18 protein-coding genes and 2 pseudogenes are annotated in these 19,442 nt (G+C 70.4%); 16 read left to right on the top strand and 4 right to left on the bottom strand.

Going from position 1 to position 19,442, the window contains the following annotated elements:
- Window positions 1-3: 3 nt before the first annotated feature.
- The 8 genes from FIV44_RS06885 to FIV44_RS06850 all read left to right on the top strand — a co-directional run bounded on the left by FIV44_RS06885 (window position 4) and on the right by FIV44_RS06850 (window position 8,141).
- Entirely contained in the window at window positions 4-1,305 is a 1,302-nt protein-coding gene (locus FIV44_RS06885; protein ID WP_219996328.1) for an extracellular solute-binding protein, read from the top strand.
- Window positions 1,306-1,400: 95 nt separating this feature from the next.
- Window positions 1,401-2,303 (top strand): carbohydrate ABC transporter permease, encoded by a 903-nt coding sequence (locus FIV44_RS06880; protein WP_141003803.1) that lies wholly within the window; start codon window positions 1,401-1,403, stop codon window positions 2,301-2,303.
- A complete protein-coding gene (locus FIV44_RS06875; protein ID WP_141003802.1) occupies window positions 2,303-3,145 on the top strand; it encodes a carbohydrate ABC transporter permease in 843 nt (280 codons plus the stop codon). Before FIV44_RS06880 ends, FIV44_RS06875 begins: the two co-directional genes overlap by 1 nt.
- Window positions 3,142-4,524: a glycoside hydrolase family 3 protein gene (locus FIV44_RS06870; RefSeq protein ID WP_141003801.1), complete on the top strand. Its 1,383-nt coding sequence runs from the start codon at window positions 3,142-3,144 to the stop codon at window positions 4,522-4,524. The genes FIV44_RS06875 and FIV44_RS06870 overlap by 4 nt, the downstream gene beginning before the upstream one ends.
- Before the next feature lie 31 nt (window positions 4,525-4,555).
- Complete coding sequence (locus FIV44_RS06865; RefSeq protein ID WP_246086850.1) at window positions 4,556-5,458, top strand: ROK family protein; 903 nt, start codon at window positions 4,556-4,558, stop codon at window positions 5,456-5,458.
- On the top strand, window positions 5,455-6,570 hold the full coding sequence (locus FIV44_RS06860; RefSeq protein ID WP_246086849.1) for an N-acetylglucosamine-6-phosphate deacetylase: 1,116 nt from the start codon (window positions 5,455-5,457) through the stop codon (window positions 6,568-6,570). The genes FIV44_RS06865 and FIV44_RS06860 overlap by 4 nt, the downstream gene beginning before the upstream one ends.
- Window positions 6,570-7,358: a glucosamine-6-phosphate deaminase gene (locus FIV44_RS06855; protein ID WP_141003800.1), complete on the top strand. Its 789-nt coding sequence runs from the start codon at window positions 6,570-6,572 to the stop codon at window positions 7,356-7,358. Before FIV44_RS06860 ends, FIV44_RS06855 begins: the two co-directional genes overlap by 1 nt.
- 60 nt (window positions 7,359-7,418) lie before the next feature.
- A complete protein-coding gene (locus FIV44_RS06850) occupies window positions 7,419-8,141 on the top strand; it encodes a DUF7662 domain-containing protein (RefSeq protein WP_141003799.1) in 723 nt (240 codons plus the stop codon).
- A 17-nt stretch (window positions 8,142-8,158) separates the two neighbouring features.
- Here FIV44_RS06850 and FIV44_RS06845 read toward each other — a convergent pair whose 3' ends face one another.
- Window positions 8,159-8,941, bottom strand: a complete 783-nt coding sequence (locus tag FIV44_RS06845) for an exodeoxyribonuclease III (RefSeq protein ID WP_141003798.1) — start codon at window positions 8,939-8,941, stop codon at window positions 8,159-8,161.
- Between the two features lie 22 nt (window positions 8,942-8,963).
- Between FIV44_RS06845 and FIV44_RS31165 the strand changes: the two genes are divergently transcribed.
- Entirely contained in the window at window positions 8,964-9,251 is a 288-nt protein-coding gene (locus FIV44_RS31165) for a hypothetical protein (protein ID WP_219996327.1), read from the top strand.
- Between the two features lie 154 nt (window positions 9,252-9,405).
- Here the strand turns inward: FIV44_RS31165 and FIV44_RS06835 are convergent, their stop codons facing one another.
- Together FIV44_RS06835 and FIV44_RS06830 are read right to left on the bottom strand one after the other, a co-directional pair.
- Window positions 9,406-10,725: an HNH endonuclease signature motif containing protein gene (locus FIV44_RS06835; protein WP_141003797.1), complete on the bottom strand. Its 1,320-nt coding sequence runs from the start codon at window positions 10,723-10,725 to the stop codon at window positions 9,406-9,408.
- Window positions 10,726-10,851: 126 nt separating this feature from the next.
- Window positions 10,852-11,487 (bottom strand): TetR/AcrR family transcriptional regulator, encoded by a 636-nt coding sequence (locus FIV44_RS06830; RefSeq protein WP_141003796.1) that lies wholly within the window; start codon window positions 11,485-11,487, stop codon window positions 10,852-10,854.
- Between the two features lie 73 nt (window positions 11,488-11,560).
- Between FIV44_RS06830 and FIV44_RS06825 the strand changes: the two genes are divergently transcribed.
- The 3 genes and pseudogenes from FIV44_RS06825 to ychF all read left to right on the top strand — a co-directional run bounded on the left by FIV44_RS06825 (window position 11,561) and on the right by ychF (window position 14,809).
- Entirely contained in the window at window positions 11,561-12,664 is a 1,104-nt protein-coding gene (locus tag FIV44_RS06825) for an oxygenase MpaB family protein (RefSeq protein WP_141003795.1), read from the top strand.
- 151 nt (window positions 12,665-12,815) lie between these two features.
- A complete protein-coding gene (locus tag FIV44_RS06820) occupies window positions 12,816-13,643 on the top strand; it encodes a M57 family metalloprotease (RefSeq protein ID WP_141003794.1) in 828 nt (275 codons plus the stop codon).
- Window positions 13,644-13,730: 87 nt separating this feature from the next.
- Window positions 13,731-14,809: pseudogene (ychF, locus tag FIV44_RS06815) on the top strand (redox-regulated ATPase YchF).
- Window positions 14,810-14,893: 84 nt separating this feature from the next.
- On the opposite strand, the gene FIV44_RS06810 reads toward ychF, so the two are convergent.
- Window positions 14,894-16,132, bottom strand: coding sequence for an IS256 family transposase (locus tag FIV44_RS06810; protein WP_141003212.1), 1,239 nt, complete (start codon window positions 16,130-16,132; stop codon window positions 14,894-14,896).
- A gap of 433 nt (window positions 16,133-16,565) precedes the next feature.
- Between FIV44_RS06810 and FIV44_RS06805 the strand changes: the two genes are divergently transcribed.
- The 4 genes and pseudogenes from FIV44_RS06805 to FIV44_RS33915 all read left to right on the top strand — a co-directional run.
- Window positions 16,566-17,195 carry a PIN domain-containing protein gene (locus FIV44_RS06805; protein ID WP_219996326.1) on the top strand — a complete coding sequence of 210 codons (630 nt, stop codon included), beginning with the start codon at window positions 16,566-16,568 and terminating at the stop codon, window positions 17,193-17,195.
- A 282-nt stretch (window positions 17,196-17,477) separates the two neighbouring features.
- Window positions 17,478-18,200, top strand: a complete 723-nt coding sequence (locus FIV44_RS06800) for a TIGR02391 family protein (RefSeq protein WP_181411031.1) — start codon at window positions 17,478-17,480, stop codon at window positions 18,198-18,200.
- Between the two features lie 270 nt (window positions 18,201-18,470).
- A complete protein-coding gene (locus tag FIV44_RS06795) occupies window positions 18,471-18,845 on the top strand; it encodes a DUF1801 domain-containing protein (RefSeq protein ID WP_219996325.1) in 375 nt (124 codons plus the stop codon).
- 19 nt (window positions 18,846-18,864) lie between these two features.
- A pseudogene (locus FIV44_RS33915) lies at window positions 18,865-19,404 on the top strand (HAD-IA family hydrolase); the annotation flags it as partial.
- Between the last annotated feature and the right edge of the window lie 38 nt (window positions 19,405-19,442).

The raw sequence follows: 19,442 nt of genomic DNA, 5'->3' as shown, positions 1-19,442 counted from the left end.
ACCATGAGGAAGATCGAAGGGAAACTAGCCGTGCGACTCAAGAAGACCCTGGCCCTGGCGGCCGTCACCGCCCTGCTGGGCGTGACCAGCGCATGCGGATCCGACACGGACGAGCCGAGCAGCGGCGGTCCCGACAAGGCCGAGATCGTCGTCTGGCTCAACGGCGCCGACACGCCCGACGCGGCGCGCGCCTGGCTGAAGAAGACCTTCGAGGACGAGCACCCCGGCTCCACCCTCACCATCGAGCAGCAGGAGTGGGAGGGCCTCGTCGAGCGGCTGACCACCGCGCTGACCTCCGCCGACCAGACGCCCGACGTGGTCGAGGTCGGCAACACCCAGGCGGCGACCTTCACCACCGTCGGCGCGTTCAGCGACCTCACCGGCGACCTCGCCGACCTCGGCGGGGACGACCTGCTGCAGGGCTTCGTCGAGGCGGGCACGGCCGACGGCAAGACCTATGCCGTGCCGTACTACGCCGGCTCGACGTACGTCTTCTACCGCAAGGACCTGTTCGAGAAGGCCGGCATCACCGAGGTCCCCGCCACCATGGCCGACTTCGTCACGGCGGCCAAGAAGCTCAAGCAGGACAGCGGGCAGGGCGACTTCTCCGGCTACTGGCTGCCCGGCAAGGACTGGCGCGACGGCGCGGCCTTCCTGTGGGACGCCGGCGGCGACTTCGCCGAGCCCGACGGCGACGGCTGGAAGGCGACCCTGTCCACGCCGGACTCGATCAAGGGCCTCGAGGCCTTCCAGGACCTCTACACCTCCGCGTCCGGCGCGCCCGCCGACGCCAACGAGTCCGACCCGGTGACGCCGTTCTGCGCCGGCAAGATCGGCATGATGTCCCGCCCCGGCTGGGTCTACGGCATGCTCACCGACCCCGAGAGCGGCTGCCCCGACCTGGCCGAGCAGGTCGGCGTCTTCGCCCTCCCGGGCAGCGACGGCGAGCCCGCCCCGGTGCTCCTCGGCGGCTCGAACATCGCCGTGTCGGCCAAGTCGCCCAACCAGGATCTCGCGCACGACGTGGTCGCGCTGATGCTGAGCGAGGACTACCAGACCATCCTCGCCGAGAACGGCCTCACCCCGGCCCGGCAGTCGTACGCCGGCAAGCTCGGCGACGACGAGTTCGCCCAGGCGACCATCGAGGCCGCCTCGAACGCCAAGCTCACCCCGGCCGCGGCCAGCTGGGCCACCGTCGAGGGCAAGTTCGTGCTGGAGGACCTGTTCAGCCGGATCGCCCAGGGTGGCGATGTCACCAAGCTCGCGGCCGAGGCCGACCAGCAGATCGACTCCGAGTTGAACTGAGGGCGATGATCGACGGCGTCCGGCCGGACCTCCAGCCGGCCGGACGCCGTTCCCTGCCCGCCTGCCCCGATCCCCGGCCCGAGAGGAGGAGCCCGATGACCCGCCGCGCCGCCGTACGCCGCCAGGGCCTGCCGCTCGGCCTGGTGCTGCCCGCGGCTGCGCTGCTGGCGCTGGCCCTGGGCTATCCGCTCGTCCGGCAGGTGGTGCTGTCGCTGCAGGAGTTCGGGCTCGCCCAGCAGTTCGGGCAGCCGCCGGAGTGGATCGGGCTCGGCAACTACCGCGACCTGCTCACCGACAGCGGGCTGTGGGTCGTGGTGCTGCGGACCATCGCGTTCTGCTTCGTCAACGCCGGGCTGACCTTCGGGATCGGGCTCGGACTGGCGCTGCTGATGGCCCGGATGAGCCGCCCGGTGCGGATCCTCGCGCAGTGCGGGCTGCTGCTCGCGTGGGCGATGCCGGTGGTGGCGGCGATGACGGTGTGGCAGTTCCTCTTCGACACCGAGTACGGCGTCGTGAACTGGCTGCTGACCCAGGCCGGCGGCGACTTCCAGGGGCACGGCTGGCTGCTCGACCCGTGGTCGTTCTTCCTGGTGGCCACCATCGTCGTGGTCTGGATGAGCGTTCCGTTCGTGGTGTTCACCCTGTACGCCGCGCTCACCCAGGTCCCCGAGGACGTGCTGGAGGCGGCCGAGATCGACGGGGCGGGGCGGTGGCAGCGGTTCGTGCACGTCGTACTGCCGGCGATCCGGCCGGTGCTGCTCGTGGTGGTGCTGCTCCAGGTGATCTGGGACCTGCGGGTGTTCACGCAGATCTACACGCTCCAGAAGGCCGGCGGCGTCAGCAAGGACACCAACCTGCTCGGCACCTACATCTACACGCTCGGGATCAAGGGCGGCGACTTCGGCACGGCGGCCGCCGCCGCGATGTTCATGCTGGCGCTCACGGTGGTCCTCACCGCGCCGTACATCCGGCTGATGATCAAGCAGGAGGAGGACTGATGGCCCGTCGCACTCCCACTCCGGTGCGGATCGGCGCCGACCTGATCGGCATCGTGGTCCTGCTCGCCTGCGTGTTCCCGGTCTACTGGATGGTCAGCCGGTCCTTCCTGCCGCGCAACCGGATCAAGGGCGAGGAGCCGGTGCTGTTCCCGTGGCACGGCACCCTCGACAACTACCGCAAGATCCTCGGCAACGGCGGCTTCGGCGACGCGATGGTCACCAGCCTCAGCGTCACCCTGCTCACGGTGGTCGTGGCGCTCCTGTTCGCCTTCCTGGCGGCGGTGGCGGTGAGCCGGTTCCGGTCCCGCGGTCGGCGTACCTTCATCCTGACCCTGCTGCTCATCCAGATGATCCCGGCGGAGGCGCTGTTCATCAGCCAGTACAAGATGCTCGACGGGATGGGCCTGCTCAACTCGGTCATCGGCCTGACCCTCGTGTACGTCGCCGGCGTGCTGCCGTTCACCGTGTGGACCCTGCGCGGGTTCGTCGACGGGGTCCCGCGCGAGCTCGAGGAGGCGGCGATGATGGACGGCTGCTCGCGAACGGGGGCATTCTTCCGGGTCACCCTGCCGCTGCTCGCGCCGGGCCTGGTCGCCACCGGGGTCTTCGGATTCATCCAGGCGTGGAACGAGTTCACGCTCGCGGTGGTCGTGATGACCGACCCGGCCAGCAAGACGCTGCCGGTGTGGCTGGTGGCGTTCACCGACGCGCGCAGCCGAGGTGTCGACTGGGGCGCGATCATGGCGTCGTCGACGCTGATCACCATCCCGGTGATCGTGTTCTTCCTCCTCGTCCAGCGCCGGATGGTGACCGGCCTGACCGCGGGTGCGGTGAAGGGATGAGCCGGGACGCCGCAGCGCTGGCCCTGCAGGTGCAGCTCGCGTCCTTCGCGGGCCCGTCGCTGCCGCCTGCGTGGGCGGATCTGCTGGCGGAGGGACTGGGCGGGATCTGCCTGTTCGGCTCCAACCTGACCGGCTCGCTCGCCGACGCGGCGGCGCTCGTGGGGGAGATCCGGGCGGCCCGGCCGGACGCGCTGGTCGCCGCCGACGAGGAGGGCGGCGACGTCACGCGGCTCCATGCCTGGGAGGCCAGCCCGGTCCTGGGAGCCGGGGTGCTCGGCGCGGTGGACTCCGTGTCCCTGACCCGCCGGGTCGGTGCGGCGGTCGGGCGCGAGCTCGCCGCGGTCGGGATCGACCTCGACCTCGGCCCGGTCGCCGACGTCAACAGCGACCCGGACAACCCGGTGATCGGCACCCGCAGCTTCGGCTCCGACCCGGCGCTGGTGGCCCGGCACGTGGCCGCGTGGGTGGCCGGGCTGCAGTCGACGGGAGTGGCGGCCTGCGTGAAGCACTTCCCCGGCCACGGCGACACCGACCAGGACAGCCACCTGACCCTCCCCGTCGTGGGGGCGTCGATCGACGTGCTGCGGGCCCGTGAGCTGGTGCCCTTCGCGGCCGCGGTGGACGCCGGCGCGGCCGCGGTGATGACCTCGCACCTGATGGTCCCCTCCGTGGACCCCGCGCTCCCCGCCACGCTGTCGGCGCCGGTGCTGGCGCTGCTGCGCGACGAGCTGGGCTACGACGGCGCGGTCGTCAGCGACGCCCTCGACATGGCCGGCGCCTCCGCCGCGCGCGGCATCCCCGAGGCCGCCGTGCTCGCCCTCGCCGCCGGCTGCGACCTCCTCTGCACCGGCCCCGACAAGGACGCCGGCCTGGTCCGCCAGATCCAGACGGCGATCGTGGCCGCGGTGGACTCCGGCCGCCTCCCCCTCTCCCGCCTCACCACCGCCGCCGCCCGGGCCACCCTCCTCCACCAAGGTGTGGGAAAGGGGGGCGCGAGGTGTGAGGAATGGTCCCTCGAGGTGTCGGAGATGGTCGCGGCCGCGCGGCGGGCCTGCGTCGTCGAGGGGCCGCTGCCGGACCTGACGGGCGCCCGCGTCGTCAGCGTGGAGACCGAGGCGAATATCGCCGTCGGCCCGGGGCGCTGGGGATTGGTCGCCGATCTCACCGTGGGCGGTGGGGATCCGCTGCCGACCGGCTCGCTCGTCGTACAGGTCCGGGATGCGCACCGGCGCGCGGAGGTGACCGCGGCGATCGCCGCGCACCCCGGCCCGCTGGTCGTCGTCGAGTGGGGCTGGCCCGGCCCCGGACCGGGTGGGAGCGGGCGCCGCACGCGCGGATCTGCACGCGCGGCAATGGGCAGCCGTCGATCGCGGCGGTGACGGAGATCCTCGGAGAGGCGGGCTGGAGCAGGTGAGCGGCGTGCTCATGGGACTGGACATCGGGGCGACCAAGATCCTCGGCGTCGTCGCGTCGGCGGACGGCGAGGTGCTGGCGTCGCTGCGGGTGGCGAGCCCGACCGGTGGCGACCAGGTGGTCGCCGTGGCCGCCGAGGTGGTCGAGAAGCTGCGGGCGTCCGCGGGCGCGGAGGGCGGGGTGATCGGGGTCGGGATCCCGGGCCTGGTGGACGTCGTGCACGGGACGGTCCGGCACGCGGTGAACCTCGGCGTGGCCGACGGGTACCCGTTCAGCGACCGGCTCGCCGCCGCGACCGGCGCCCGGGTGGTGCTCGACAACGACGCCAACGCCGCCGCACTCGGGGCGGCGGCGGCGCTGGGGGTGGACGACCTCGGGTACCTCAGCCTCGGCACCGGCCTCGCCGCCGCGCTCGTCCTCGACGGCCGGCTGCGGCGCGGGTCCCGCAACGCCGCGGGGGAGATCGGGCACATCCCGGTCGACCCGGGCGGACCACGCTGCGAGTGCGGGCAGGTCGGCTGCCTGGAGACGGTGGCGTCGGGGTCCGCGGTCGCGGCGCTCTGGCCCGGCGACGGGCGGCCGGCGGCGCAGGCCCTCTTCGACGCGGCGGCCGCGGGCTCGGCCGAGGCGGTGGCAGTGCGGGACCGCTTCGCGGCGCGGGTCGCGGACGCCGTCCGGCTGGTGGCGCTGACCGTCGACCCGGCCGTCGTGGTCCTCGGCGGCGGGGTCGCGCAGGTGGGGGAGCGGCTGCGGGGCGCGGTCGCGCACGCGCTGGCCGAGCAGGCCGCGGCATCGCCCTTCCTCCGCTCGCTGGACCTGCCCGGCCGGCTGCGGCTGGCGCCGCTCGACGTACCGGTGGCGGCGCTGGGCGCGGCCCTGTTGGGGAGGGCGTCGTCGTGACCTCGCTGCGGGTGGTCGGGGGATCGGTGGACGTGGCGATCGCGGACGGTGTCGTGGTGGCCGGCGGCGCCGGGGACGCACCGGTGTACGACGCCAGCGGGCTGCACGTGCTGCCCGGACTCGTCGACCTGCAGGTCAACGGCGCGGCCGGCATCGACCTGACCCTCGAGCCGGAGCGGCTGTGGGAGGTGGCGGCGGCGCTGCCGGAGTACGGCGTGACGGCGTTCCTGCCGACGATCATCACCTCCGCGCCCGCGGCGCGGGTCTCGGCGCTGGCTGTGTTGGCGGCGGGCCCGCCGCCGGGCTGGGCGGGCGCCTGGCCGCTCGGCCTGCACTTCGAGGGGCCGATGATCGCGACCACGCGCAAGGGGGCGCACCCTGCCGACCGGCTGGTCCCGCCTTCCGGGGACCTGGTGGCGGGGTGGTCACGGGAGGCCGGCGTCGCGATGGTGACCATCGCGCCCGAGCTGCCGGGGGCGCTGGACGTCGTGTCGGCCCTGGTCGCCCGGGGCGTGGTCGTCGCGCTGGGTCACACCGAGGCGAGCGCCGAGCAGATGGCCGCCGCGGTCGACCGTGGCGCCCGGTCAGTGACGCACCTGGGCAATGCCATGCCCGCGCCGGCCGGCCGCGCCCCCGGGCCCGTGGCCGCCGCGCTGGCCGACCCCCGGCTGGTGGCCGGCGTGATCGCGGACGGCCACCACCTGCACCCCACGACGCTCGCGGCCTACGCCCGCGCACTCGGCCCCGACCGGCTGCTCGCGGTGACCGACTGCACCGCCGCACTCGGCATGCCGGACGGCCCGGCGCGGCTGGGGGACCAGCGCGTCGTCGTACGGGAGGGGACGGTGCGACTCGAGGACGGCACCCTCGCCGGCTCAGCGGCGTCCCTGCCGCAGTGCCTGCGGGTGCTGCGGTCCGCGACCGGCTGGTCGCTCGCCGAGGTGGTCGGCTGCGGTACGTCGGTCGCCGCCGATCTCGTCGGCGACTCCTCCCGCGGGCGGCTGGTCCTCGGCGCGCGCGGCGACCTGACCCTCGTGGACGACGGCCTGAACGTGGTCGCGACCGTCGTCGGCGGCCGGGTGCTCCACCAGTCGCAGGGAGGTGGGCGCTGATGGAGGTCGTGCCGCTCGACTCGGTCGAGGAGGTGGCAGCGCTGGGGGCGGACGTGATCGAGGCGGCCGTCCGCGCGCGGGCGGGTGCTGCCGTGCTCGGGTTGGCGACGGGGTCGACCCCGCTGCCGGCGTACCGGGAGCTGATCCGGCGTCATGCGGCGGGCTCGGGGCCTTCGTATGCCGGGGTGCGGTGCTTCACCCTCGACGAGTACGTCGGCCTGTCGCCCGGTCACCCCGAGAGCTACCGCGCCACCATCGCCCGCGAGCTCACCGATCCGCTCGGCATTCCCGCCGACCGCGTGCACGGCCCCGACCCCTCGCCGACCGGTCTGGCGACGGCGGGGGAGCGCTACGAGGAGGCGCTCGTCGCGGCTGGCGGGGTCGACGTCCAGGTGCTCGGGATCGGCTCCGACGGCCACCTCGCGTTCAACGAGCCCGGCTCCTCCCTCGCCTCGCTGACCCGGATCAAGACGCTCACCGAGGAGACCCGGCGCGACAACGCCCGGTTCTTCGGATCGGTCGACGAGGTGCCGCGGCACGTGCTCACCCAGGGCCTCGGCACCATCCTCCGCGCCCGGCACCTGCTGCTGCTCGCCACCGGTGCCGGCAAGGCCGCCGCGCTGGCCGCCGCCGTCGAGGGGCCGCTCACCGCCTCCTGCCCGGCGTCGGTCCTGCAGCTGCACCCGCACGTCACGGTCCTGTGCGACCCGGCCGCCGCCGACGGGCTGGCGCGGCGGGACCACTACCGGGAGGTGTACGACGCCAAGCCGGCCTGGCAGGGACTGTGAGCCGCGGCTCGGGCCGCGAGGTCGGCGGTTGTGTCGTGGCCCGCTGGCAGACTCCGCACCATGGAAGACGCACCGGAACTGAACCGCGAGTTGACCCGGCTGCTGTGCGAGGCGGGGGAGCTCTTCGGCTTCGGCGTGCAGCGGGAGTATGCCGTGCCGGGTGGCCGCATCGACGTCGTCTGGGTCGTCGACGTGCCGATCTGGTCACAGCCTTTGCCGGTTATCGGCTTCGAGGTCGAGTCATCGTGGCGCACTCGCAAGCACGTTAAGGGCGACCTGCTCAACCTGACCGATGCCGGGGTCAGCCTGGGAGTGATCGTGTTGGCCGGCGAGAGCGAGAAGGATGTCGGCCTCCGGAAGTTCGCCCAGACGCTCGTGGATCGCCCAGGTCCGCCGGTCGTGATCTGGACCCGTGAGGACGTCTATGCGCTTGCGGCGCGCAGCAGCTCGCCTGCACTCCCCGCCGGCGCCTTGTCGTGGGCGGGAGATCCGGACGGCGGCCGGGTGCCGTCGGCGTCCGGTGCAGGGCCGACTGTCATGCATGCCGGCAAGTACGCGCCCCTCTGGCGGTGGCTGAAGAGGCAGGACGCGGGCGAGGTCTTTGCGACCTTCGCCGAGGTCGAGGCCGTGCTCGGCTTCGCCTTGCCGAACTCGTCGATGGTGCACGTCGCCCATTGGCACAGCTACGAGGGAAGCGCCGTGGCGAGGGCGATCATCGATGCCGGCTGGAAGGCATCGCAGGTCGATCTCACTGGCAGGACGGTCGTCTTCCATCGTGCCTGAGTGACTGCGCCGCCGCGTCAGTCCGCCAGGTCGACGACCACCGGCGCGTGATCCGACGGCGCACCGCTGAACACCGACGGGTCGCGCTCCTCGCGGTCGATGAACGCGCCGGTGACCCGCTCGGCGAAGGACGCGGACCCGAGGACGAAGTCGATCTTCAGCCCGCGGTCGCGCTCGAACCGCTGGCGGTAGTAGTCCCAGTAGGTGTACGACGGCGCGTGCGTGCGCGTCACCTCGGTCCAGCCGCCGTCGAGGAACGCCTGGAAGGCGGCGCGCTCGGCGGGGGTGACGTGGGTGGAGTTCTTGAACTGGGCGATGTCGAAGACGTCGTCGTCGGTGGGGCAGATGTTCCAGTCGCCGACGAGGGCGGTGGGGACGTCCAGCCAGGACTCCGCGGCCGAGCGCAGGCGGGAGAGCCAGTCGAGCTTGTAGACGTAGTGGGGGTCGTCGGGCTTGCGGCCGTTGGGGACGTACAGGCTCCACACCCGCACCCCTCCGCAGGTGGCGCCGAGGGCGCGGGCCTCGACCTCGGCGGCGTCGCCGAAGCCGGGCTGGCCGGGGAAGCCGGCGGTGACGTCCTCGAGTCCCACCCGGCTGATCAGGGCGACGCCGTTCCACTGGTTGAGGCCGTGGGCGGCGACGTCGTACCCGCGTGCCTGCAGCCCCATCAGCGGCAGTTGGTCCTCGCGGGCCTTGGTCTCCTGGACGGCGAGCACGTCGATGTCGTGCCGGTCGAGGAAGGCTTCGACGCGGTCGATCCGCGTGCGGAGGGAGTTGACGTTCCAGGTGGCCAGTCGCACGCCGCAAGCCTAGGCTCAGGCGATGGACCGCGTACGGCGGGTTGCCGGACCGGCAGTCGTCGTCGCCGTGATCCTCGGCGCCCTGGCAGTCGGCGCGGCCGCCGGCGGGTTCCCCGACCTCCACGTCTACCGGTACGGCGGCGACGCGGTGCTCCACCAAGAGCGGCTCTACGCGACCGACGACCCGGTGACCGGCTATCCCTTCACGTTCCCGTGGTGTCCCGACCACCGCGCGGAGCTGGTGGAGAGCCGGGCGATCGGCGACGTCGCGCTGCTGCGGTACGCGTTGTCGGAGCGGTTCGAGGGCTGATCTGCTCGGCTTGCAGCTCCCTCGGCCGGGGTCTTCTTTACCGCTGACGTGATGGGGCGCCGCAGTGGTCGGCTGGGATCCGCTGCTGGCGCCCGCCGACCCGGCGCATCAGTGCGTGCTCGCTGGCGCTCGCCGCCCGGATCCGCCGGGTCGGCTACGGCGCCTCGCTGCGCGGGCGCTCAGGGGGTGCTGTGCTGCATGGGTCGGTGGACGGGCTTGGTCTGATGGGGTGGGTGCCGCGGTGGTCGACGCGGAACCGGAACCCGTTCGGGCTGGTCCACTCGTAGGTCGCCAGTGCGGTGATGTCGTAGCGCCACCGGGAGTGCGTCTTGGCACGATGATGCCGTCGACATAGGGCGACCTCGTTGCAGGGGCAGGTCGGTCCGCCCTCGCCGTGGGGCCGGGCATGATCGATGTCGCACTTCGCAGCGGGTCTCGTGCAGTGGGGGAAGCGGCAGGTGTGGTCGCGCAGGATCACGCGTGCCCGATGTCTGTCGGGGATCTCGTAGGAGTCGACCGGCACGTGGTCGGCGAGGTCGATCACCGGCCGCACGATGATCGTGGACGCCGATTTGAGCCAGTCGCGGATCTGCTCACTCGCGACCGGGCACCGGCCCTCCTCCCACCTGCCGACCGGATTCGCGAATGGTCCTGCTCCGGTGAGGGTGGTGTCGGTGATGTGGACGTTGAGCACTGCCTTGCGTCCGGGCGAGCCCTCCAGGTCGAGGGTGAGATCGGCCCGGGCGATCTCGCCGAGGGCGATCGAGCGGCGCACGTCCAGCGACTGCTCGTTGCCGAGGTCGCCCAGCAGGGACGCGCGGCGGGCGATCGCCTGATCGAGGTCGTGTCCGTCGGCGGCGTCCATCACGCCGGAGAGGTGGACCATGCCGTTGGTGTCGGGGTCCCCGACCTCCACATACCGCTGATCGCTCGCGACCTGTCGCTCGGTCTCGGCCTTCTCGGGGTCGTGTCGGACGATGGCCTCGGCGATGAGCCGGTCGAGCTGGGCCCAGCCGACGCCGGAGGCGTTGAAGAGTTGCCGGTCCACGAACGCGGCGGCGTCGGCGTTGAGGCTGTGGGTGAGGTCTGCGATCTTCTCGGCCCGCCACGGGGTCAGCCGCCCGGCGACCACGGCTGCGTAGACCTGCGGGAGTCGCCAGGCGCACTCGATGATCCGCCCGACATACGCCCGTCCGCCGTCGGGGGAGCGGCCGAGCACGGCGACGAGCTCCATGAGCGCGAACTCCGACACCAGCGGCGCACTCGCGCCGGCGATCGGGACGCCGGTGTCGAGGTATCCGTCGGTGATGGTCGCAGCGCCTTCCGGTGAGGTCACGATGTTGGCGCTGGCCCACGCGACGATCGCCTCCCACTCCCGGATCTGGGAGGCCTGACGGCCCTCGACCTCGGCACGGATCGCGGACAGCACGCCAGCCGTGGTGGCTGTCGAGCGGGGCGTGGTTCCGAGATCCATGACTGGATTCTCTCACCCGGCTCCGACACAACGAAACGAGGAACCCCGCCTGTGGACAGGCGAAAATCAATCGACGAAGTGGGCGAGACGACGGCTCGAGGCGCCGTCCCGACGGAAGTAGCGAGGCTAGTCCTCGACCGGCCGGGTGGCGCTGAGCAGCCCTTCCAGCGCGCCGACCAGGCGCTCGCGGTCGTACTTCTCCGGCTGGTCGAGCACGAGCCGGCCGAAGTGCTCGGCGGTGATCATCACCAGGTGGGCGAGGACGTCGACGTCGACGTACGGTCCGCCGCGCCGCTCGATGCCGACCTGCAGCGCGTCGGCGATGTAGCCGCGGATCAGCTCGCGGGTCGACTCGATCCGGTCCCGCACGATGGCCGGGGCGTTCCGGGTCATGCCGAGGACCGGACGCCACACCTCCGGCTCCTTCTGTACGACGTCGATGAGCCCGCCGGCCGCCTGGATGATCCACTCGTCGACGTCCCCCTCGAGGCCGCCGTCCGGCATCAGGCGCAGCGCGGAGGCCAGCGCCCGGCGCTGGGTCCGGTCGAGGAGTGCGTGGAGGAGGGGCTCGAGGCCGTCGTACGCGTTGTAGACGACCGGTCGGGTCACGCCGGCCTCGCGCGCGATCGCCTCGATGGAGACCTTCTCGTAGCCGTCGCGGACCAGGACGCGCAGTGCGGCGTCGAGGAGGTGCTCGCGGCGCTGCTCGACCGGCAGCCGCTTCGCGTAGCGCCGCTTCGGAGGAGCAGTGACCTCTTTCACCCGCTTGACAATATTCCACTGGTGTAAAGTTCGTGAACCTACGCATGTGTAGCAATCAGATGAGGAGAGCCCGATGTTGGGTGTGCAGAGCCGCAGGAAGATGCTCGCCAGCTACGAGCCGATGGCCGACTACGGCTTCCTCGGACCGGACTCGGTCTCGTGGAGGGTGTGGTCGCACCCGACGTCGTACGTCCTCGGGTTCGCGCGAGCCGTCACGATCGAGCACTTCGACCCGAACCTCGCCGCCGCGGTCGTGCAGTCCGGCGGCGTGAAGTACCGGCCGTCGACCCGCTACGGCCGTACCCTGCGCTACTTCGCCATGCAGCTCTTCGGCGGTGCCGAGCAGACGGCCAGGGCCGCCGACGTGCTGGTCAAGGTGCACTCGAAGGCGGTCGGCCACGACCCCGTCACCGGCAGCACGTACGACGCCAACAGCTCCTCGTCGCAGCTGTGGATCCACGTGACCGCGTGGCACTCGATCCTCAAGTGCTACGAGATGTTCGGCCCCGGCAAGCTCACCGAGGACGAGGAGAGCCGGTTCTGGACCGAGTGCGCCGAGATCGCGAAGCTGCAGACGATCGACCCGGCCGAGGTGCCGACGAGTCGCGCCGAGGTGCACCGGTACTTCGAGGAGTGGCGCCCGCGCCTGGCCGCCTCCGAGGCCGCGCAGGACATGATCCACTTCATCATGCCGCTCAGCGTGGCGCTGCCGCCGAGCATGCCGGGCTGGCAGAGGAGACTGCTCGGGCCGGCGATGTGGATCATGAGCAAGGGCGTCGTCTCGACGTACCCGAAGTACATGCGGGACATGGCGAACCTCCGCCAGAGCCGAGCGATCGACCTCGTCGCGCTGGTCGGCAACAAGGCGCTGCACGCGTTCTTCGAGCGCTCGATGAACGCTCGCCTGGCCCTCTTCAACCTGCTCGCGCCGCAGGCCGTGGAGATCGCCGCGCCGGCGATCCTCGGCATTCCGCCGAAGAGCGACCGGGTCTGGGGCGTGCGCGAGGCGCAGGCGCACTTCGGCTTCGACGTCCCGGCCGAGGCGCACCACGACGTCCGCGAGAAGCAGCGCGACCGGGTCTTCAACCAGGGCGTGGAGCCCTCGGACGAGGGGCTGGAGGAGTCGCAGCAGCACATCGGGTCGATGGACCCGCACCGCGCGGCCATGCCGGCCTGAGCGGCTCTACCGAGACCTTCCGCAGGGTCCGTGGTTCACCTTCGTGCAACCGCGGGCCTTGCTCCTTTCTGAGCCGCAGGATCTCTTGTCGCAGGCGGGGTGGCGGCGTTTCGATGAGCGCGAACCATCCCTTCCATCGAAAGGTTCTTGCATGTTCTCCTCTCGGGTCCACAAGATCTCCGCCGGGGTCGCGTGCCTCGTCGCCGCCCTCGCGGGCGCGGCGGTGTCGACGTCCGCGGGTGCCGACAGCACCGCGGACGTGCCGACGTTCAGCCAGTTCGAGGCCGCGACGTACGTCGACGTCGACGGCGCCTATGTCGTCAACGGCGACGAGGTGATCAGCACCAGGGCCGAGCTGCGGGCGTTCTACGACCGCATGGTCGGCAAGCGCGGCAAGGCCGGCAAGGACACCAGCCTCGTCGTCAACACCACCGACGGCCGCGACGACAAGTGGAGCGCCGCGCAGGCGCTCAGCCTCACCTACTGCGTCAGCACGCGGTTCGGCTCGCGGCACGCCGACGTCGTCGCCGCGATGAGCGCCGGCGCCGGCCTGTGGGAGAGCGCCAGCTCGCGGATCGACTTCGTCTACGTGCCCGCCCAGGACGGCGCGTGCACCACGGCCAACAGCAGCGTGCTGTTCTCCGTCGAGCCGGTCGTGACGTCGCAGTACATCGCGCGCGCCTTCTTCCCCAGCACCCCCGAGAGCCAGCGCAACGTGCTCGTCGCCGACTCCATCTGGAGCTCCGGCAGCTGGGAGCCCGGCGACATCCTCGGCCACGAGCTCGGTCACGCGCTCGGGTTCCGCCACGAGCACACCCGCCCGGAGGCGGGCACCTGCTTCGAGGACAGCAGCTGGCGACCCCTGACGCCGTACGACGCGGCGTCGATCATGCACTACCCCCAGTGCAACGGCAGCTCGGCCGACCTGGAGTTCCAGGCCTCCGACGCGGCCGGCGTACGGGCCCTGTACGGCTCCTGAGCCGTCGCTGGTGAGCGCTCGGTGAGCGGCGAGGGGGCCCGGCGGTGATTCGGGCCCCTTCGTCGTACCGCCCTAGACTCAGCGCCCGTGGCACTCACCATCGGCATCGTCGGTCTCCCCAACGCGGGCAAGTCGACGCTCTTCAACGCGCTGACCAAGAACGACGTCCTCGCGGCGAACTACCCGTTCGCCACCATCGAGCCCAATGTCGGCGTCGTGGGCGTGCCCGACCCGCGCCTCGCGAGGCTCGCCGAGATCTTCGGCTCCGAGCGCCAGCTGCCCGCGACCGTGGAGTTCGTCGACATCGCCGGCATCGTTCGCGGCGCCTCGCAGGGCGAGGGCCTCGGCAACAAGTTCCTCGCCCACATCCGCGAGTCCGCCGCCATCTGCCAGGTGACCCGCGTCTTCCGCGACGAGGACGTCACCCACGTCGACGGCGAGGTCAACCCGGGCTCGGACATCGCGACCATCCAGACCGAGCTGATCCTCGCGGACCTGGAGACGGTCGAGAAGGCCGTCGTACGGCTGGAGAAGGAGGCGCGCAAGGTCAAGGACCTCGCCGCCAACCTGGAGGCCGCGCGTGCGGCGAAGGAGGCGCTGGAGGCGGGTACGCCGATCATCGCCACCTCCATCGACCGCGCCCTGCTGCGCGAGCTGTCGCTGCTCACCGCCAAGCCGTTCATCTACGTCTTCAACTGCGACGCCGACGAGCTCCAGGACGAGTCCTTGAAGGACAGGATGCGCGAGCTCGTGGCTCCCGCCGAGGCGATCTTCCTCGACGCCAAGTTCGAGGCCGAGCTGATCGAGCTCGACGACGAGGAGGCCGCGGAGTTCCTGGCGGAGGCCGGCGTGACCGAGCCCGGCCTCGAGGTCCTCGCCCGGGTCGGCTTCGACACCCTCGGTCTCCAGACCTATCTCACCGCCGGCCCCAAGGAGTCCCGCGCCTGGACCATCCCCAAGGGCGCCACCGCCCCGAGGCCGCCGGCGTCATCCACACCGACTTCCAGAAGGGCTTCATCAAGGCCGAGGTCGTCTCGTTCGACGATCTCGTCGCCGCGGGGTCCATGGCCAAGGCCAAGGAGGCCGGCCGGGTGCGGATGGAGGGCAAGGACTACGTCATGGCCGACGGGGACGTCGTGGAGTTCCGTCACAATAAGACATCTTGATCGTCTCGGCCCGACGCTCCTGAGTCGCCATTGCCAGCGGACAGAGCCCCGCGGGGTGGTGGGCTTTGAGGTGATCCTCGGTGCCTACGAGTCGCTGCCCTCGATGGCGGCGACGGGGTCAGTATCGCTGGTCTCGTAGAGCTTCGCCATCGAGCCTTCAGACAGGTAGCGGCGATCGGCGGCGATCCACTCGTCGTGCATGTCGATCAGCACGGCTCCGACCAGCCTGATGACCGCAGCGGGGTTGGGGAAGATCCCCACGACGCGGGAGCGGCGCTTGATCTCCTTGTTGACCCGCTCGAGCGGGTTGGTCGACCAGATCTTGCGCCAGTGCTCGCGCGGGAACGCGGTGAAGGCGAGGACCTCGGTCTTCGCGTCGTCCATGTAGGGACCGATCTTGGGCCACCTGAGGGCGAACTCCTCACGGGTGCGGTCCCAGGCCGCGTCGATGTCGGCTGGCTTGGCTTGGGCGAAGATCATCCGGAACGCTGCGGCGACGTAGTCGGCCTGACCCTTGGGGACGTGGGCGAGGAGGTTGCGGGCGAAGTGGACACGACACCGTTGGTGCGCGACGCCCTGGAACGCTCGGGACAGGGCTGCGACTAGCCCGGAGTGCTGGTCGCTGATCACCAGTTGTACCCCGCCCAGACCTCGCTGCTTGAGGCTGAGCAGGAACGCTCGCCAGAACGTCTCGTCCTCGCTGTCGCCGACGTCCAGTCCGAGGATCTCCCTGTCCCCACGGGCGGTAACGCCGGTCGCGACGACCACGGCCATGGACACGACTTGGCCACCCTTGCCGGGCTTGTTGCGGACGTGGAGGTAGGTCGCGTCGAGGTAGATGTAGGGGAACTCGACGTGGTCCAGGGTGCGGGTGCGGAACGCGCCGACGGTCTCGTCGAGGTTGGCGCAGATCCTGGAGACCTCGGACTTGGAGATCCCGGAGCCGCCCATCGCTTCGACCAGGTCGTCGACGCTGCGCGTGGAGATGCCGTGGACGTAGCACTCCATCACCACCGCGTAGAGCGCCTGGTCGATGCGGCGGCGGGGTTCGAGGATGATCGGGAAGAACGATCCCTTGCGGAGCTTGGGGATCCGCAGCTCGACGTCGCCGGCCTTGGTGGTCAACGGCCGCGTCCGGTGGCCGTTGCGCTCGTTGGTGCGGTCCTCGGTGCGCTCGTAGGGCGCGGCGCCGATCCGTTCGGTCGCTTCGAGTTCGATCAGCTCCTGGAGCGCGACACGGACCGATTCACGGATCAGGTCGACACCATCACCGGCACGAAACGCGTCGAGGATCTCGGACAGGGCAGACTGGGGCAAGGCCATCGGAGGGACTCCTTCTTCAGTGTGTTCTTGGTCGTTCACACCGAAGATCCCGCCGATGGCCGCCTACGTGCTGACGCCTCGCCGCTGGTCCCTCAAACCCCACCACTCCCGGGGACTCTTACTTGCCAGCGCCTGCGGTACCCGAGGTGGCCGCTTGGCAGCCCGTCCCCACTCGCACCGTCAAGTCTGCGCGCCAGCACCTAACGAACGCCTCGTCTCTCCACTGCCGGAATCGCGAACGACATGCTGGGACACAGCATGTTGCTTCCTTTGCTCAGTGACGTCTACACATGCATAGGGCGACTCAGTTGCACCTATCCTTCAGCGCATGCGAGTCGGCGTATACGTGGATGGCTACAACCTCTACTACGGAGGTCGGTCCCAGTGTGGACGCGGCACAGCAGGGTGGCGGTGGATCGACGTGCGATCGCTCGTGGCTGACGTCATCGCGAGGCAAGGTCAGTGGCCCAACGCATCGATCGAGCGGATCGTCTACTGCACGGCACGTGTGGATGCAGTTACCAACCCATCCGCGCATCAGGATCAGGACGTCTACCTGAAGGCACTCCTGGCAACGAACTCCGTGGACCACATCGAGTACGGCAACTACGTCGCCAGGGTTAAGAACGGCCTGCTTGCCACCCAAGATCCGGCGACTCGTCGGCCAGTGCTGACTACCTCGAACTGGCCGGTGATGGTCCGAGACGCGAGCGGACGGAAAGTGCCCGACGCTGAGTTCATGGTCAGCTACTTGCACCTTGAGGAGAAGGGCAGTGATGTCAACGTTGCTTCGCACCTGATCTTCGATGTGACATCCGGAGTCGTTGACGCGGCGGTGGTCGTGTCGAACGACAGCGACTTGGCGTTCCCGATTAAGGAAGTACGCAACCGTGTCCCTGTTGGTCTGATCAACCCCCGTGATGGCTACACCGCAGGTGACCTCACTGGAAAAAAGTCCGACGGAGTCGGCAACCACTGGTGGTGGAAGCTGAAGCCGCCCACCTACCTGTCGAACCAGTTGCCAGACCCGGCCGGAACGTACACGAAGCCACGGGGTTGGTGACGTAGCAGACACGCACAGATGTGGGTGTACTTGGACGCGTGTGCGTAGGCGCGCTACTCTTCACTCAGTTACTCACCCGGCCCCTCGTGGGCCGGGTCTTTTTTTGGGCTTGCGCCACCGGGTAGGCTCATCCGGCGGTACGCAAGCCGGACATGGTCCGGCCGCCGGATGAGCCTACCCGGTGGCGCAGACCCGGCCCACGAGGTCGGGAAGAGTCGGACCCTGAGTTCCTTCTTCCCGAAGTGTCGGAGCTTGTCGGTGCTCGCTGCGAGAATCGTAGACGTGGATACCGAGTGGGCAATCGAGCAGTGCCGGGAGTGGCTTCGGCTACAGGAGCGCGTGCCGATTCCCGACGATGAGCGCGAACCGCACGGGCCGAAGACACGTGCCCGAGGCACGAAGGAAGAGCGCAACCGCGTTGGGAACCGGGTCCGCCTTGTTGCCGACACTGTCTGGGAGAAGTGGAACAACGGCTACCGCTGGACCCTGGAAGCCGGAGACGTGCGCTCGCTCATCTTCGAGCTAGAGGAAGGCTACGAGGTCCGAGAGCGTCTGGGCTTGTTGTCGCCCGGCCCGGCCCTGGCGGCTGACACGCTCCATCCGTGGGTCTGGGACGCTGCCCGACCGCACTGGGAGAGCGACAACCATGACGCCGCTGTCTGGGCTGCCGCGATCAACGTCAACACCCAGTTGAAAGCGAAGGCTGAGCGTCCTGACCTCGGAGAGACGAAGTTGGTGCAGGAGGTGTTCGGCACATCACCCCCCGAGCCCGGGAAGGTGCGTCTGCGTCTGTGCGACGAGTCGAACCCGGACTTGTTCAAGGACCGGCACATCGGAGCGATCATGCTCGGGCAGGGTCTGTTTTCTGGTGTTCGGAACCCACTGAACCACGTAGGTGCGGACGACCTGACCGAACAAGAGGCGTTGGAGACGCTGGCGGCATGGAGCCTGTTCGCGCGATGGGTGACACAGGCCGAAGTGGTGAGAGGCGAAGAGCCTTCGTAGGCCGGTGAAGGTCAAGGGCAGTGCGCCATCTGCACGACACATCGAGTAGCCCCGACCTTCGAGACTGCCGACGCGAACATCGTGGAGTTCCGCTTCAACGTGTGACCGCGTGCTAGCGTGAACGGCGTGGCGATCAGACGCGCCACCTACTGCGCTTCCAGGCGAGTGATCGCCTGAATCATTGCGGAGAGACCTGAGCAGATCAGGACATGTCCGAGTGGGGTGCTGCGCCTTCCGGCGCGCCGGTCTCACTGACGAAAGGACATGATCGTGGCCACCAAGGACGACAGGAACCTCCAGCAGGTCCTCGACAAGATCGCGGGCATGGACGAGCCGGCACGGGCCGTCATGCAGCGCATGCACGACGTGATCGTCGCCGCGGCGCCCGAGCTCAAGCCGCGCATCTGGTACGGGATGCCCGGCTATGCCACGTCGGCGAGCAGCCCGGTCCTCGTGTTCTTCCGCAACGACGAGCGGATGAGCCTCGGCGTGAGCGAGAAGGCCAGGCTCGAGCCGGCCGGGGGCAGGGACGGGCTGCTGATCCCCGCGGCGTGGTACGTCGAGGAGCTGGACGAGGTCACCGAGCAGCGGGTCGCGGAGATCGTCCGCGGCGCGATCGAGGCGCGATCGAGTAGTCGGGCGTGATCGAATCGAGCCCGGGGCGGTGACCGCGCGCGTGGTCGTCATCGATCTCGACGGCGTGCTCCGGTACTGGGATCCCGAGATCGTCGCCGGTGCGGAGCGTCGTCACGGCCTTCCGGCGGGAAGCCTGGCGGCGGTCGCCTTCCGGGACGCCGATCTGCTGCGCGAGGCGGTCACCGGACGGGTGGCCGACGAGCAGTGGCGCGCCGAGATCGGTCGGCGACTGGCTGCCCGCCACGGATCGGCCGCGGAGCTGGTGGTCCGCGACTGGTCGGAGCCGGCCGGCGCGGTGGTGCCGGAGGTCCTCGAGATCGTGAGGGAGCTGAGGAGCCGAGGCGCCACGGTCGCCCTGCTGACCAACGCCACCACCCGCCTGGCCGCCGACCTCCGACGCCTGCGACTGGAGGAGGAGCTGGACGTCGTCGTCGGTACGGCGGCCCTGGGCGTCGCGAAGCCGGACCCGGCAGCGTTCCTCGCCGCCTGCCGGGCGGCGGGCGCGCAGCCGCGCGAGTGCGTGTTCGTCGACGACACGCCCAGCAACGTCGATGCGGCCGCCGCGCTGGGCATGCGCTCCCACCGGTTCGTCGACGCGGACACGCT

Source organism: Nocardioides humi (assembly GCF_006494775.1).
Classification (GTDB): Bacteria; Actinomycetota; Actinomycetes; order Propionibacteriales; family Nocardioidaceae; genus Nocardioides; species Nocardioides humi.
The sequence above is the reverse complement of the archived record's forward strand: the minus strand, read 5'-3'. Positions and strand labels throughout refer to the sequence as shown.